The sequence below is a fragment of the Thorsellia anophelis DSM 18579 genome (genome assembly GCF_900111395.1).
In the GTDB taxonomy this organism is placed as follows: domain Bacteria; phylum Pseudomonadota; class Gammaproteobacteria; order Enterobacterales; family Thorselliaceae; genus Thorsellia; species Thorsellia anophelis.
In genome coordinates, this window is sequence record NZ_FOHV01000004.1 from 133,551 (window position 1) to 148,124 (window position 14,574).

15 protein-coding genes are annotated in these 14,574 nt (G+C 33.4%); 10 read left to right on the plus strand and 5 right to left on the minus strand.

Annotation, left to right across the window (positions count from 1 at the left end; all coding sequences use genetic code 11):
* Nucleotides 1–63: 63 nt before the first annotated feature.
* Entirely contained in the window at nucleotides 64–798 is a 735-nt protein-coding gene (locus tag BMW37_RS03615) for a helix-turn-helix domain-containing protein (protein WP_093317871.1), read from the plus strand.
* A 78-nt stretch (nucleotides 799–876) separates the two neighbouring features.
* Here the strand turns inward: BMW37_RS03615 and BMW37_RS03620 are convergent, their stop codons facing one another.
* The gene (locus tag BMW37_RS03620) at nucleotides 877–1,272 is read right to left on the minus strand and encodes a hypothetical protein (protein ID WP_093317872.1); all 396 of its coding nucleotides are present in this window, start codon (nucleotides 1,270–1,272) and stop codon (nucleotides 877–879) included.
* A 319-nt stretch (nucleotides 1,273–1,591) separates the two neighbouring features.
* On the opposite strand from BMW37_RS03620, the gene BMW37_RS03625 reads away from it, so the two are divergent.
* From BMW37_RS03625 to BMW37_RS03655, 7 genes are all read left to right on the plus strand, one after another.
* Nucleotides 1,592–2,197: an acetate uptake transporter gene (locus BMW37_RS03625; RefSeq protein ID WP_093317873.1), complete on the plus strand. Its 606-nt coding sequence runs from the start codon at nucleotides 1,592–1,594 to the stop codon at nucleotides 2,195–2,197.
* A gap of 12 nt (nucleotides 2,198–2,209) precedes the next feature.
* Entirely contained in the window at nucleotides 2,210–3,160 is a 951-nt protein-coding gene (gene dusC / locus BMW37_RS03630) for a tRNA dihydrouridine(16) synthase DusC (RefSeq protein WP_093317994.1), read from the plus strand.
* Between the two features lie 428 nt (nucleotides 3,161–3,588).
* Complete coding sequence (locus BMW37_RS03635; protein ID WP_093317875.1) at nucleotides 3,589–4,026, plus strand: SRPBCC family protein; 438 nt, start codon at nucleotides 3,589–3,591, stop codon at nucleotides 4,024–4,026.
* A gap of 162 nt (nucleotides 4,027–4,188) precedes the next feature.
* Nucleotides 4,189–6,390 (plus strand): alpha-amylase, encoded by a 2,202-nt coding sequence (locus BMW37_RS03640; protein ID WP_093317876.1) that lies wholly within the window; start codon nucleotides 4,189–4,191, stop codon nucleotides 6,388–6,390.
* Between the two features lie 266 nt (nucleotides 6,391–6,656).
* The gene (gene yfcD / locus BMW37_RS03645; protein WP_093317996.1) at nucleotides 6,657–7,166 is read left to right on the plus strand and encodes an NUDIX hydrolase YfcD; all 510 of its coding nucleotides are present in this window, start codon (nucleotides 6,657–6,659) and stop codon (nucleotides 7,164–7,166) included.
* Between the two features lie 19 nt (nucleotides 7,167–7,185).
* Nucleotides 7,186–7,497 (plus strand): cupin domain-containing protein, encoded by a 312-nt coding sequence (locus BMW37_RS03650; protein WP_093317878.1) that lies wholly within the window; start codon nucleotides 7,186–7,188, stop codon nucleotides 7,495–7,497.
* Between the two features lie 42 nt (nucleotides 7,498–7,539).
* Nucleotides 7,540–8,100 carry an RDD family protein gene (locus BMW37_RS03655; protein ID WP_093317879.1) on the plus strand — a complete coding sequence of 187 codons (561 nt, stop codon included), beginning with the start codon at nucleotides 7,540–7,542 and terminating at the stop codon, nucleotides 8,098–8,100.
* Nucleotides 8,101–8,148: 48 nt separating this feature from the next.
* Here the strand turns inward: BMW37_RS03655 and BMW37_RS03660 are convergent, their stop codons facing one another.
* Nucleotides 8,149–9,261 carry a hypothetical protein gene (locus tag BMW37_RS03660; protein WP_093317884.1) on the minus strand — a complete coding sequence of 371 codons (1,113 nt, stop codon included), beginning with the start codon at nucleotides 9,259–9,261 and terminating at the stop codon, nucleotides 8,149–8,151.
* Between the two features lie 1,078 nt (nucleotides 9,262–10,339).
* Between BMW37_RS03660 and BMW37_RS03665 the strand changes: the two genes are divergently transcribed.
* The gene (locus tag BMW37_RS03665; protein WP_245711015.1) at nucleotides 10,340–11,065 is read left to right on the plus strand and encodes an ankyrin repeat domain-containing protein; all 726 of its coding nucleotides are present in this window, start codon (nucleotides 10,340–10,342) and stop codon (nucleotides 11,063–11,065) included.
* Between the two features lie 270 nt (nucleotides 11,066–11,335).
* Here the strand turns inward: BMW37_RS03665 and BMW37_RS03670 are convergent, their stop codons facing one another.
* From BMW37_RS03670 to BMW37_RS03680, 3 genes are all read right to left on the minus strand, one after another.
* Nucleotides 11,336–11,662 (minus strand): AzlD domain-containing protein, encoded by a 327-nt coding sequence (locus BMW37_RS03670; protein ID WP_093317885.1) that lies wholly within the window; start codon nucleotides 11,660–11,662, stop codon nucleotides 11,336–11,338.
* On the minus strand, nucleotides 11,659–12,372 hold the full coding sequence (locus BMW37_RS03675; RefSeq protein WP_093317886.1) for an AzlC family ABC transporter permease: 714 nt from the start codon (nucleotides 12,370–12,372) through the stop codon (nucleotides 11,659–11,661). Before BMW37_RS03675 ends, BMW37_RS03670 begins: the two co-directional genes overlap by 4 nt.
* Nucleotides 12,373–12,440: 68 nt before the next feature.
* Nucleotides 12,441–13,181, minus strand: a complete 741-nt coding sequence (locus tag BMW37_RS03680; protein ID WP_093317887.1) for a phosphodiester glycosidase family protein — start codon at nucleotides 13,179–13,181, stop codon at nucleotides 12,441–12,443.
* 169 nt (nucleotides 13,182–13,350) lie between these two features.
* On the opposite strand from BMW37_RS03680, the gene BMW37_RS03685 reads away from it, so the two are divergent.
* A complete protein-coding gene (locus BMW37_RS03685) occupies nucleotides 13,351–14,571 on the plus strand; it encodes an MFS transporter (protein WP_093317888.1) in 1,221 nt (406 codons plus the stop codon).
* Nucleotides 14,572–14,574 lie beyond the last annotated feature (3 nt).

A 14,574-nucleotide genomic window follows, 5' to 3' on the forward strand; every position in this document is an offset into this window, starting at 1 on the left:
GTTCAATTTTATATTTGTAACGTCAATTATTCATACGAAATAATAGAGGAAGGTAGCAAAAAGATGATAGACCCTCAGCGTATGGTGACTGTTTTAAAACAGTTACTTAAAGCAAATGGACTCACTTACAAAGATGTAGCGAATGCATTTGAATTATCTGAACCAAGTATTAAAAGAATGATCAACGCGGGTAATTTAACATTATCTCAAATGCAGCAACTTAGTGAACTTGTTGGGTTGTCTGTTATAGAATTACTTCAAAAAGTAGAACAAACTACTCCTAAGATAAAAGAACTATCACTTGAACAAGAGTCAATCTTGGTATCAGATAAACGACTTTTATTAATAGCTTTTTGTGCTGTTAATCACTGGACTATAGAAGAAATTCGTCAACTTTATGATTTCACAGAAGCACAATGCATTCACTATCTTATCAAATTGCATCATATGAATTTGTTAGAGCTATTACCTAATAACCGAATCAAATTGTTAGTTGAACATAATTTTAAATGGCGTAAAAATGGACCTATATGGCAGTTTTTAATGCAAGAAGGGGCGAACTCTTTTTTTAGTCAAACACATATCAAGCCAGAAGAACAGCAAGATTTTGTTTTTGGGATGTTGAGTGCTGAGGCGATTGTCAGAATGCACCTGGAGATGAATAAATTATCTGCAATGATGGCAGGATTACACAGCGCATCACTTAAGCTCCCGATAAAAGATAAAAAGGGGATGTGTATGTTTATGGCGTTAAAAAATTGGGAGCCTGACTCATTTAATCAATTAAGAGTAAAATAGCATTGATTTTCATAAGGTCTCAGAAAATAGAAGTAAGGCTAAGTTAAACAATTTAACCTTACTTTAAAGTGATGACGGTTATTGAGGTAAGCCTTTAGATTGAGGAACTTGCTCGTTGCACACGCTGCTTGATACTTGAGCTAACACAGGATAATTGTTAAAGACTGTTGCATCTTCTTGCTCAACAGTTGTTAATTCTCCTGTTTTTTGTCCAGGTGTAATGTCTCTTACTGTTAAATTTGGGCAATAAAGTCGATATTTAAAATCGTTACTGTTTCCTGACGTTGTATTTTCCACTCTAAAATCTACTATGAATAACCCTTTTGGTTCAGAAGCAGGGTGGTTGCTGCTAATGATGCTTATATTATATGAAGGTGTGGTTGGTGTTTCTACTGTACCTGATGGTGATTCTGCATATAAGCTAAAACAAACACAGGTTGCTATTAAACTACAAATTTTCGCCATATTTTTCATAAAAACTCCTTGTTATGAATAGATCTAATTGGGATCACACTCTCAGTTATATCACTCAAATGTTTAACGATACTCTTCTAGTGATGTTGTGAATATTATCGGTTACACATTGTCAAAAAATAGTATTATTTTGTTAAGTTAGGGCGTTAGATCAATCTCAGTGAAATAATTTTAAAATTCATCTTGACACTTTACTCTACAAGCTTGAGAATTCTGCGCTATTTTTATTAGGCTTGCAATGAGTCTTTTGAACATTTTTGTCTTTAAAATTATTTTTCGATGTACATATTATTAATATTAATGAAACGGAGTGTATTATATGTCTGAAGTGAGTAAACCAGTTGATCCCTCAGCAATTGGTCTTTTTGGGTTAGCGATTGCGACTTTAGTAGCATCATCAGAAAAATTAGGGTTAACTTCAGGGTTATCTTACGTTTTACCATGGGTGTTATTTCTTGGTGGCTTTGCACAATTAATCGCAGGGATTTATGACTATAAAAAAGGCAATGTATTTGGTGCAACTGCATTTTTAGCCTTCGGACTTTTTTGGTTAGCGATCACTTTCACTTGGCTTATGGGACTTAATGCATTAGGTGATTCTCTATTTAGTAATATTGATACAAAAGAGCTAGGATTTGCGTTTTTGGGTTATTTGATTTTTACTATTTATATGACAATTGGTGCACTTGAAACAAATAAAGTCCTCTTTACTATATTCTTCTTTATCATCATATTATTTGTCGGATTAACGTTTAGTACATTTGGTGTAATGGTCCATGAGATGAAATTACTAGCAGGTATTGCTGAGCTTATTGTTTCACTGCTGAGCTTTTACGCCTCAGCTGCGAATGTATTAAATATTCATTTCGGTAGAACTTTTTTACCAATAGGTAAACCATTTGGCATTATTAAAAAAGTTGATTAAGTCTTGAACTCGATAAAATTATTACTTGCACCAATGGAAGGCGTACTCGATCCACTTGTTCGAGCACTGCTAACACGAATTAATCCTTACGATCTCTGTATTAGTGAGTTTTTAAGGGTTACTGACAAGGTGCTGCCGAGTAAGGTCTTTTATCGATATTGCCCAGAATTATACCAAGGTGGCTTAACTTCAAGTGGTACACCTGTTAGAGTACAATTACTTGGGCAATCGCCTGAATATCTTGCTGAGAATGCTTATAAGGCAATAGAACTAGGTTCTCACGGGATTGATTTAAATTGCGGGTGTCCTTCAAAACTTGTCAATGGGCATGGGGGCGGCGCGACTTTACTCAAAACCCCCGATTTAATTTATCAAGCAGTATCGCATATGGTGCGTGCAATACCAGCTAATCAGGTGGTAAGTGTCAAAATTAGGCTTGGGTGGGAAACTGATAAGCATGCTTATGAAATAGCCGATGCGGCTTTCCAAGGTGGTGCAAAGCTATTAACTGTGCATGGTAGAACAAAACAAGATGGTTATCAGGCAAATAAAATAAACTGGCCTGCCATTGCTAATATCCGAAAAAAACTGCCAATAGATGTTGTTGCAAATGGTGAAATTTGGGATAGAGCCTCTGCTGAGCGCTGCTTATTAATAACAGGATGCCGCTCGCTTATGATTGGAAGAGGGGCGCTTGCAACGCCTAACTTAGCCGAAGTCATTAAGCAAGATGTACCTAACTTGGAATGGAGAAAAGTGATAGCATTATTTATTGATTATTTTGCCTTGGAAAAGCCAGGCGATAATGGTTTATACCATATGGCAAGGACTAAACAGTGGCTCAATTTTCTTAGAATAACGTATCCTGAGGCTCAAGTAATATTCAGCCAAATTAGGCCAATGCAGCAAATTAAAGATATTCAAACCACTTTCCTCGCAGCTCTAAGTGATATGAATCGCTAATAACATGTAATTACATTCTCTATTCTATTTTTAACATGGGAGATGTAATTCACTTATTAAACTATTGATTGTTAAATTTTATTTTGGTGGTTTGGTTATATTCTAATAGATTACCTAAAAGAGCTGATATATTGAAATAATTAATCAATTGTTATCGCAACTACATATAGTTAGCACTTTGTTTCTAACGTCCACTTATTTGATTAATTGATATCAATTTGATAGATTGTTACTTAATTTGACATTCAATTTTAACTTGGTGCTGGATAAAAAATATAATTAAGAAAATTAGAATTTAACTCAATAGCATATATATTAATGTTATTCTTTTATCTTTATTTAGAATATCTTATCTTGATTTTTATCGCATTGTTATATCGGTTTCAGCTAAGAAAAATAAATATTAATTCATCAGAGGAAGATAGTATATGACAGCCGCTCATACCACCCATACGTTTTTTAGTCGAACAACCCATGTTGCTTTAGATATTCAAGCACCTATTCAATTAATTTGGAACGTATTATGTGATGTAAATGAATACAATAAATGGAACCCTACCATTATTGCAGGAAGAGGGAATTGTCAATTAGGTGCTAAGATAGAGCTTATAACAAATTTAGCGCCAACAAAAACTTTTCGATTGACGGTTAAAGAGTTTAATCCGACCAGTAAACTTGTTTTAGGTAATGCGATGGGTAGTAGAACTATAGTTCTCACTCAAACAGGGGAAATCGTCTATTTTACTATGACAGAGGTAATTAAAGGACCTCTTTTACCGCTATTCAAACGTTTTATACCCCCATTCGATGAATCATTTGATATTTTTGCACTGAGTTTGAAAACCTTCTGTGAAAATCAATCCTAGCGAAATGCAAATTTTTTATTAATATAAAAAGCCAAATTATTTTTCTGATATTAGTAACACTTAATTAGAGAACTTGATCAAGTTATTTATTTCGTAAACGTGGTTAAATGCTATGAGTACATTTTGAACGACTCTTTTTTAACTTCTGTTTTGGAGATAATTATGCGGTTAAACCATCTATATCTTAGTTTTGTTAAATCAAACATTTCATTTGTATTATTTCTATCTACAGGTTTACCTTTTGCGCTGTACAGCGCAACAGCCCAATCTGATGAAACAATCAATATTAAGTCATTAACTTTCCCTATTTTCTCTCAAGTTGAAAATGAAATAGGGCATTTCCAATCCAATCAAACTTTAGAAAAAGGTCAGGTTGCGTTGACTTTTGTACCTTCTAAGGCACTAATTAATCAATATACAGGTTTATCTGATTGTTTGATGCCAACAGGTATTCCAAAATTAAATACACCAATCTCTTTACAAAAATGTGATGAACAAAACATGTCAAGCTGGAGAGTCTTCAGAGCAGGTGATTATACGGCATTAATTGATTTTAGGAGTGGTACACCAGTTTTAACATTGAAGGTTAAAAATGCAGCAAATAAAGTTGCTAAAAATGTAGTTTGTCCTGTCTGGAATAAAGGTCCAATTAGTATAAATGTAGAAGGCGTATTTGAAGAGGGCGAAGTGATAAGAGATGCTTACAGTGGAGAGACAGCTGTAGTGGTAAATTCTAAAGTAACGTTTACTCCACATGTAGATAGTAATGGTTTGATATTATTAGAGTCAATGAAAGTAGAAACGACTAAACCTCAGTTTGATTGGCAAAATGCCACGATATATTTTGTTATGACCGATAGATTTGAAAATGGTAACCCAGAAAATGATATTAATTTTGGTCGTTATAAAGATGATGGTTTAGAAAATATTGGTACTTTTCATGGTGGCGATTTAGTTGGATTAACTCAAAAATTAGACTATTTAGAGGCATTAGGCGTGAATTCAATTTGGATTTCTTCTCCATTAGAACAAATGCATGGCTGGGTTGGTGGTGGGAACGCAGGGGATTTTCCTCATTTTGGCTATCATGGGTATTATACGTTAGATTGGACTAAATTAGATCCAAATATGGGTACGAATGAGGATCTTAAAGCGTTAGTTGACAAAGCACATAGTAAAGGAATACGTATTTTGTTTGATGTTGTGATGAACCATACTGGTTATAATACCCTTGCCGATATGCAACAATTTAAATATGGCGCTTTATATCTTAATGATTTTGAAATTGAATCTCAATTGGGTGAAAATTGGGGAGATTGGAGACCTCAAGAAGGGCAAAATTGGCATAAATTTAATGATTTAATTAATTACTCACATAAAACTGCTTGGGATACCTGGTGGGGTAAAAATTGGATTCGCAGTGAACTCGGAGATTATGACCCATCTGGTTTTGATGATATTACCATGTCTTTAGCTTCACTACCTGATATTAAAACAGAATCTAAATTGCCAAGTGGTCTACCTGTTTTTTACGCCAATAAACCTGATACAGCAGCGGTGGAAATTAAAGGTGCTACACCAAGAAAATATCTTATTAACTGGCTTACTCATTGGGTATCAGAATATGGAATTGACGGGTTTCGAATTGATACTGCAAAACATGTTGAAAAAGAAGCATGGCTTGAATTAAAAAATAGTGCAATAGCTGGATTAAAAGAATGGAAATCTAATCATCCAGATCAAAAAATAGATGATTTAGAATTTTGGATGACGGGCGAAGCTTGGGGACATGGTGTATATAGAAGTGATTATTTTGACAATGGATTTGATTCAATGATAAATTTTGATTTTCAAACAAAAGCCAAAGAATCATTAGCTTGTTTTGGGCAAATTGACCCTGTTTATGATAGCATGAGTCAAAAATTGAATCAGCCTGATATCGCTCATTCTGAAGAGGGCTTTAATATGCTTAGTTACCTATCTTCTCATGATACTGGCCTATTTTACAAAGATCACGCTAAAGAAGATGTTTCAAAGCAAAAAATAGCTGCAAATTTATTACTGCTTGCACCTGGTGCAGTGCAAATCTATTATGGTGATGAAAGTGCCAGGCCATTTGGTCCAACGGGTTCTGATGCAATGCAAGGGACTCGTTCTGATATGAATTGGCTAGAGCTTAAAAATGACAAGCAAAAACAATCATTACTATCACATTGGCAAAAAGTATCTCAATTTAGGCAGATGCATCCCTCTATAGGGGCAGGTATTCATACAGGGTTATCTGCAGAAAATTATTATGCTTTTAGTAGACAAAAAGGGAATGATAAAGTAATGGTGGTGTGGGTGGGTAATCCCTCTGAATAATAGGATGCGTAATATTCACGTAATATTCAATTGGTAATTTATTAAAACCTTGCCCTTTAGGTCGAGGTTACCCAATTTTGCAAAATTAAATTCATACGATAAACTATAACACGAATAATTAAATAGGAGGGCTAATGGATCAAAATACGAATATAGAGCATTTAGGATCTGGACGTGTTCCTGATTTGATAGAGGATGAGTTAGAGGTTACAACCTTAGAAGTGAATGATGATGCATTAAAACTCGAAACCTTTCAAGAAACAGATATGGTGGAATGGGTAGATATCATAGCAATAGATGAAGTTACTGGCGAGCAAGCTGTCATAGGACAATCTACAAGAAGTGCAATGAGACTTCATAAGCTACTTCATAAAGCAACCTATTTAATCGTGCATGATAGCAATAATAATATACTGGTTCAAAAAAGAACGATGAATAAAGATTACTATCCAGGTTATTGGGATGCAGCAGCTGGTGGAGTTGTTCAAGAAAATGAAGATTGGTATGTGAGCATGAAACGTGAAGCAGAAGAAGAGCTTGGTATAACTGATATTCCATTTGTTGATCATGGAGAATTTTATTTTACTGATGAAGAACATTATATCTTAGGGCGGTTATATAGTTGCATCGCCACAGGACCTTTTGCTCTCCAATCTAGTGAAATAGAACAGGTTGATTGGGTTGGAACAGACGATATTTTTAACAGGCAGTCAGAGTTTACCCCTGATTCCATATTTGCACTTACAAAATGGAATAGCCGAAACGATTTATCTTAAATGTATAAAGAAACTGAATATGAAAACCATTAAACCAATAGAGTTTAAAGCGTCACGGGCCTGGGAAGCGTTAGATATCGCAAATATGGGCGGTACGACTTGCAGGCTTCATTGGACTGATAAGCCTTATCACTGGCATATAAATGATGGCGAAGAAGTTTTTGCAGTTATGACTGGGATGGTTGATATGCATATTAGGCGTGATGGCAAAGAGGAAGTCATTAGGCTTGAACAAGGAGATATTTTTTTTGCTGGTATTGGCGATGAACATTTTGCTGAGCCAATTGGTGAGGCTCGTATTCTTGTCATTGAAAAAGAAGGCAGTGTATAACTTTAATTTTGCTACTTAACTAAAATACAATAAGGAAAATTAATGGAGCAAACCACCATTACTTCAAACAATAATTCACCTATCCTTGCCAGTAAAGGTAGTAGAATATTTGCAAGTTTGATTGATTTTTTTATCTCACTACTCATTGGTATCCCTGTAGTCTATTTTATATTTATTATTTTTAAAGACCCAATAATTGGTGGAGATGTTGCATATGATGATATCTACCAAATTCTATTTATATTCTTTTTTTCACCTGTAATATCAATTACTTTTATATGTCCTATTTTTGAGTTTCTTGCAAGCATTGGTAAGAATACCAACACATTAGGAAAACGCTTGGCAAATATAAAGATTATTAATAAACAAGATGGAAGGATAAAAAAAAGAAATCTTCTAATGCGTAGTTTGTTGAAAATACCCTACTATATTTTATGTATGACAGCCATATACGCTAATATTGTAATGGGTTTTATAGTTGGTGGAATGATGTTGCTCATTATCATTCTTTTATTTATCTTTGTTTTTTTAGGTAATAGCACGAACCAAGGCTTACATAATAAGTTAGCAGGTACATCTATTATCTGTAGTCAAAAAAAATAGTTCAATATTTTTTGACTACATCACAGGCGAATTCGAATTATATTTAGCTTAATTTTGTCTGGTATGTTTGTTAATCGAAATGCCTATTTCAACTAATTTTTTTAAAATGGCTTTGTCTTCGCTTCTCCTTCCAGTAGGTTCAATCCCGATGAAATTTTCCAACGATGGCGGAATATCATTTGAGATTAAATTATTAAAGTCAAATTCAGGTAAGCGGTCTAAGCTTAGAGTACGTAGTTTCTTTAAGGAATCAAATCCAATCAACTGATTCAATAATTTGCACTGTTTTACTCTGACTGTGGTTAATTGTGAAGCGGGTGCTAAATTTAAAGAGGTTACCTTTGCTTGTTGTTCGACTGATAACTCTAATAATTGAGCAAAACATGTTAAATCCAATCCTTTTAAGCCTTTTATGTGGCAAATATCTAGTGATGTAAGTGCTTGGTGATTTAATTCAGTAAGATTTTCTCTGCTGCCAAACCAAATCTTGAGCTTTTTAAGTGCAGGTAGTTCGTTTAAGGGTGTTAATTCTGTTTTGTGAGATAGTCCATATAACCATACATCAGCTAACGTTTTATGATGTTTTAAATGATGCAGTCCATTTGCCTTATTATGTATAGATAATTGGTTGAGATTACGATATTCAGAAAGAGGGGCTAAATCTACCCCCTTTTTCTTCAGCTGGCCAATACTTAAGGATGTGAGTTTGTGCAAATTAGCTAATTCAAGAATATTCTCTGGCAGGCCATTTGAAATCAATAATTCAAGCGAATTGATATTCTTAAGACTGCTTAAGGCTTCAGGAGTATGTAAGTCATCAACGCTTATTCTTATTAAACGTGCATCAGGTAAATAATCTAAATATCTGGCATTAAATCCTTTTTCTGAATGATGCGTGTGAAATGCAATTCTTATTCTGTCTTTATATTTCTTGCATATAATATTGAGAGTCTTTAATACATCTATATTATAGGAATAGCTACCAGAAAAATTAATAGTAAGCGCCTGCCTACCAAATGGCATGATTTCATGACCATTCATGATTTTATCAATTAAATCGGTATTTAGTTTTCCAATGGGGGGATCAGTAAATTGCTCGTGAATCTCAAAGTGCTTAGATGTATTAGCATTAATGTGTGAAGGCATGATTAAATTGTTCATATATTAATATTACCTGCATTTTAGGAACAGTTAAGTTGGGTTGAAAATGCTGACGTTCTTTTATTATATCTGCAATCATTCTATTAATATAACTAATCGGATTAATTATATGCAGTGTTGTGTCAATTACAAGAAGATGCATTGCTAAGATTTTTTCATGAATAAAATAAGAATAGTCGATTATACAGGGTAAGTGATAATACATTGCTAAAATTATCCCCATATCATTATAGTTATTAATTAAACGTTATCTTATAAGCTAGGGGCTCTCTGATTTCACAAATAAACAATCCTTGCTAAGTCCATTACACTCAAGTGATTGATTGTAAAGTATTAAAAATAAATCAAATTTAAGTGTTCCTTTATTGAGCACTTAATCGTAATCCTTTATATATCTGTATGCCAGACTATTATGCATACTTTATTCACAGAGTTATACACAGAAAACGTGAGTAAATTAAGTTTTTCTAATGATATTTTGATCAAACTAGTTAAGTGAATCTATTTTGATCGATTAAGCTAGCATTAATCATTTCTAATTGCTTCAATTAATTGTTTTATCCACAGGGATATTCATTTGTATTGAATAAGGCAGGGGAAATAGCCTAAATTACATTTATTTCTTTCGATAAAGTCAAGCCAGATTGACTAAAAAAATAATCTTTATTACTTGACAACTATAAATGTTATCCCCAAATGTAATTTGATGTGTGACTTGATTTAGTTACAACACATATAGACTGATTTTTTTATGATAAAACTAATTTTTAAAGATGGATTTAGTTTAAGTTGCTGTATATTAATACTAATTTAATTTGCAAATTTATGGGGTTATTTATTGTTCGAATGATGTCAGGTCTTATTTTATGGGAGTTTGCTGATGTTGTTAAATGGATATGCACAGAGTTACCCACAGGTTTAGTGAATAAGTTTAAGAACTGTAGTCAAATAATTAATTATTTTTTTATTCACAATTTGATATAATAATTTGTGGATAAAATGCACATGTTATGTGGGTTATCTCACAGAGAAAAGCCAATTAAATGACAATAAATAACCTAATTTAACAGGGTACAATATGAATAAAATGAATAAAACACTTATTGCAAGCATACTTACTAGCGGCTGTTTAGCATTTGGTATATTTTCCTCAAATCTATTCGCAAATCAGGTATCTGGTGAATTTTTATTATCAAAAGAAGAGATGCAAGATATCGCAAGTCCAACAAAATTATCTCATCGAATATTTTATGCTGAGCCATCTAAAGGTGCAGATGCAGCTTGGTTTGACGCAGTTAAGAAAGGGGATTTAGCGACTGTAAAATCAATGGTAGAAGCGGGACAAAATATTGAAGCCAAAGATGAAGCTTCACTCGGCCAAACTGCTCTCGGCTGGGCTGCATTTATTGGCTATGAGGATATGGTTAAGTATTTAGTTGCGCAAAATGCCGATCTATTTGCTACTGATAGAGCAGATGTTAAGAATTCCTTAAAATCTGCTGTACTTGGGAAAAATGTCAATGTAGTGAAGTATCTCTATGAATTACTCAAAGATGAAGTTGATTTGAATGAACAAGAAGCAGATGGTGAAACCATGCTAATTGTAGCTGCTAGTAATGATCGTTTAGATATAGTTAAATTTTTACTAGAAAATGGTGCTGATATATCGGTTATCAGTGAACCTAAACAGCAAAATGCGTTAACGTTTGCTTGTAAAGGCGGTTATCAAGAAGTTGCTGATTATTTAATTTCTAAAGGTGCAGTTAATTTTAAAACAGGTAAGCCTAGCTGTGATGCTAATTAATGCTGAATAGCTTAAAAAAAACAGGTGTTTTGAAGCTGTAACCGATATTCAGGGTTAATGAATTCTATTTTATTACTACTTTTACTATCCTAAGTGATCTAGTTTGAAATTAACAAAAAACTGATATCGGCTCTTACTTGTCTAAATTGGGCATGGTACATTTTATTTTGCCATGTTCAATCTCATTACAAATATATTCGTCCATTCGCGCAAAATAGCATGAGAGGTTCTCGTGTGGTATATGCTAAAGTTCTACCATAGGCATACCTGCTAAGTTACTATAGGATAATATTGTAGGATTATATACAGGCCAGTAGAAGGAATGATACTTATGAGCGGATTTCTAAAGAAATGATGTAATAAAATTACACTTAAACTTGAAATCGCTAATGGCAAATAATGATTAATCCCAGCTTGAGAACTAGGTAAAAAGCTATAAAATACCAGTATAATCATAATGCCAGGTGGCATCATAAATCCTAAATAATCGATAAATTTAAGTTTTTTATTTTTAAGTAATAAAAAGGGAAGTGCTCTTAAGACGAAAGTAATGATTGCCATTATTGCAATGATGCTAATTAAATAAGTATTATTCATGCCTTAGTCTCTTGTTCTTTTACGTTATTCTTAAATGTAAAATTGTAGTGAATCACTAAAAAAACAAGATAAGTGGCAATTGCTAAACTTAGAAATTGCTTTGGCAATACCCAAAATGCGACTAGCGCAGCTGTTAACCCTAATATCAAAGATAAATTAACAGTTTTACGATAAAAATGCTCTTGAGCTAAAACAATAAATAATGCAGTTAAAATAAATTCAATGCCTTTAATTGGTTGGTTTAAAATCGAATTAAGTGAAAGACCAATTATTGTTCCTAAAATCCAATATGACTGATTTAAAAGTTGTACTGTAAAAATATAATTCTCAGATCGTTTTTTATGGTTTTGACTTGCCAATAATGAGTAGGTTTCATCAGTTAATGCAAACATCGCATACCACCTTTTAAAAGGCGTTTTAATTGATTTCATTGGAAACGACAAACCATAAAAAATATGTCTGAAATTAATGATAAGCGTTGTCATTGCGACTTCAGGTAGCGGCATAACTGCTGTGACCATATTGGCCGCAAAAAACTGTAATGCACCAGCATAGATAGTAAAACTCATTAGCAAAGCAAAATACCAAGGTACGCCTGCATTACTAATTAAAAGCGCATAAGCAATACTTAATGGAATGTAGCCCATACCAACAGGGAAGGTATCTAATAGGGCTTGATGAATTGTCTTAGATAGTATTGTTGATGACAAACGATAATCCTTATAAAGCTAAAAAAGTTAAAGAAATAGATGAACTAAAAATTAAATACTATGGATTATTATTCATTTTTAACTGCACCAACCATTGGCCCAACAGAAAACCAAGTGGAAATGGTTGAAAGAGGCGGGGCATATAGTGTTGAGATTTTACCATCAAAATAAAGTGCATTTGGTGTTTTAAGAATATCACGGAAAAAAGTGGCAAAATCATAAAAATTAATGGGTTGTTTAGTTATGACAAAATAAGGTTTTCCTTGTCTATCTATGCCAACACCATTACGAATAAATTTGGAATCACTATTTTTTATAAATCTTGGATGGAGTTGATTATTAATCACGAGCATAGGCCCTGATTGTGTAGCATACATAGGGTTAACATTAGAGTCTGTATAGTCTTCTGTTGTTTGAATTTGGTACTCAAAAGTACCATTTTCAAGTTTTGAAAAATGAAAAACACCATTTGGCATTAAATGGAAATTACCTGGACCAGGTTGAGTGCTGATTGGGCTAAGTTGCTTACTATTTTCGATGTAAAGACCAACAGGCGACAAATCATCATGGTACATCCCCGCGTTCATTAAAAAAGAAAAAGTGTGGTCAGATGATTTTGCTGCATTTCTAACTGATTTAAATGGGATATTTTGATTATTTTTCCATACTAATACTGGATGTTCTAAGTTTTTATCAATTGTACAGACAATAAAATCATTTTTATTAAAAGATAGGCTTTCACATGCAGCCATGACAGTTTGACTAATAAGTAATAGACTCATAACAATAAAAGAATAGGGGCGTATCATATTTTGCTGTTTCCTTTTTCTTAAATAACGATAACATGGTATGTCAAGCAACAATATACAATTTTTTTTACGTTAATCAAATCATATATAAATGATAATTGAACAAGTAGGGTAATTAACGTGTACAATAGACGAATATAACTTGAACTTACTTATTTTTAGAGGCCATATGTCTTCTCATTATTTAAACAATCAAACTGAGCATTACACAAAGCTACTTGGTACGCTTAGAGCTGTCAATACCACGCGTCTTATTTTTTTACTAGCAGGGTTTTCTATGGCTGCATGGGCACCGATTGTTCCATTAATCAAAGATAAATTGACTCTTAGTGATGATATATTAGGCTTATTATTAATTAGTTTAGCAGTCGGCTCTTTAGCTATGATGCCTTTGGCAGCTTTTTTAATTGAAAAATTAAGCTGTAAAAAAGTGATTTGTTTGGGCTTTTTAGTTGTCAGTTTGACTTTGCCGCTATTAATGTTTGCTCCTAATCTGATTTTTATGCTGGCAGTATTATTTTGTTTTGGAGCAGGGCTAGGTTTAGTCGATATTGCAATGAATACCCAAGCGGTATTATTAGAAAAAGCTTCCCCTAAGCCCATTATGTCAAGTATGCATGCTTTTTGGAGTATTGGAGGAGTAATCGGTTCTACAATTGTAACAACATTATTAGGTATTAAAATTGATCCGTTATTAACCTTATTGATCGCAGTTATTTTAATTATTTTTGCATTTGTACCGTTTATTAAAAATTTGCTTCCAAAACAAATTGAACCCTTAGATGAAAATGGTCAGATAAAACCTACAGAAAAAACTCCTTTTATTGTACTCCCGAAAGGAATTGTTTTATTGATAGGGATACTGTGTTTTATTCTTTTTTTAGCTGAAGGAGCAATGTTAGATTGGAGTGCTATTTATTTAAATCAATTTAGAGATGTACCTCTTAATATTAGTGGATCTGGTTTTATTGTATTTTCTATTGCCATGACAGTGGGACGCCTTACCGGTGATTGGGTGGTTGCTAGCCTAGGGCGGTTTAAAGTGTTATTTTGGGGAGCTTTACTCTCTGCATTAGGGTATTTATTATTGATTGTTGTACCCATTCATTTTGTCTCTTTTATTGGTATTACGTTAATCGGAATCGGCGCTTCGAATGCTGTGCCTATTTTATTTACTGCAGCTGGTAATCAAAAAGAGATGCCTGCACATCTCGCAATTGCAGCTGTAGCTATGGTAGGGTATGGTGGTATGTTGATTGGCCCTGCTGCGATTGGATTTATTTCTAATCAAATTGGATTAGATAAGGCTTTTTTCCTTATTTCTTCTTTGTTGCTTATCGTTGTTTTGTGCAGTAAAAAAGTGACAAGTACAGTAACAAAAAATGAGTAAGTA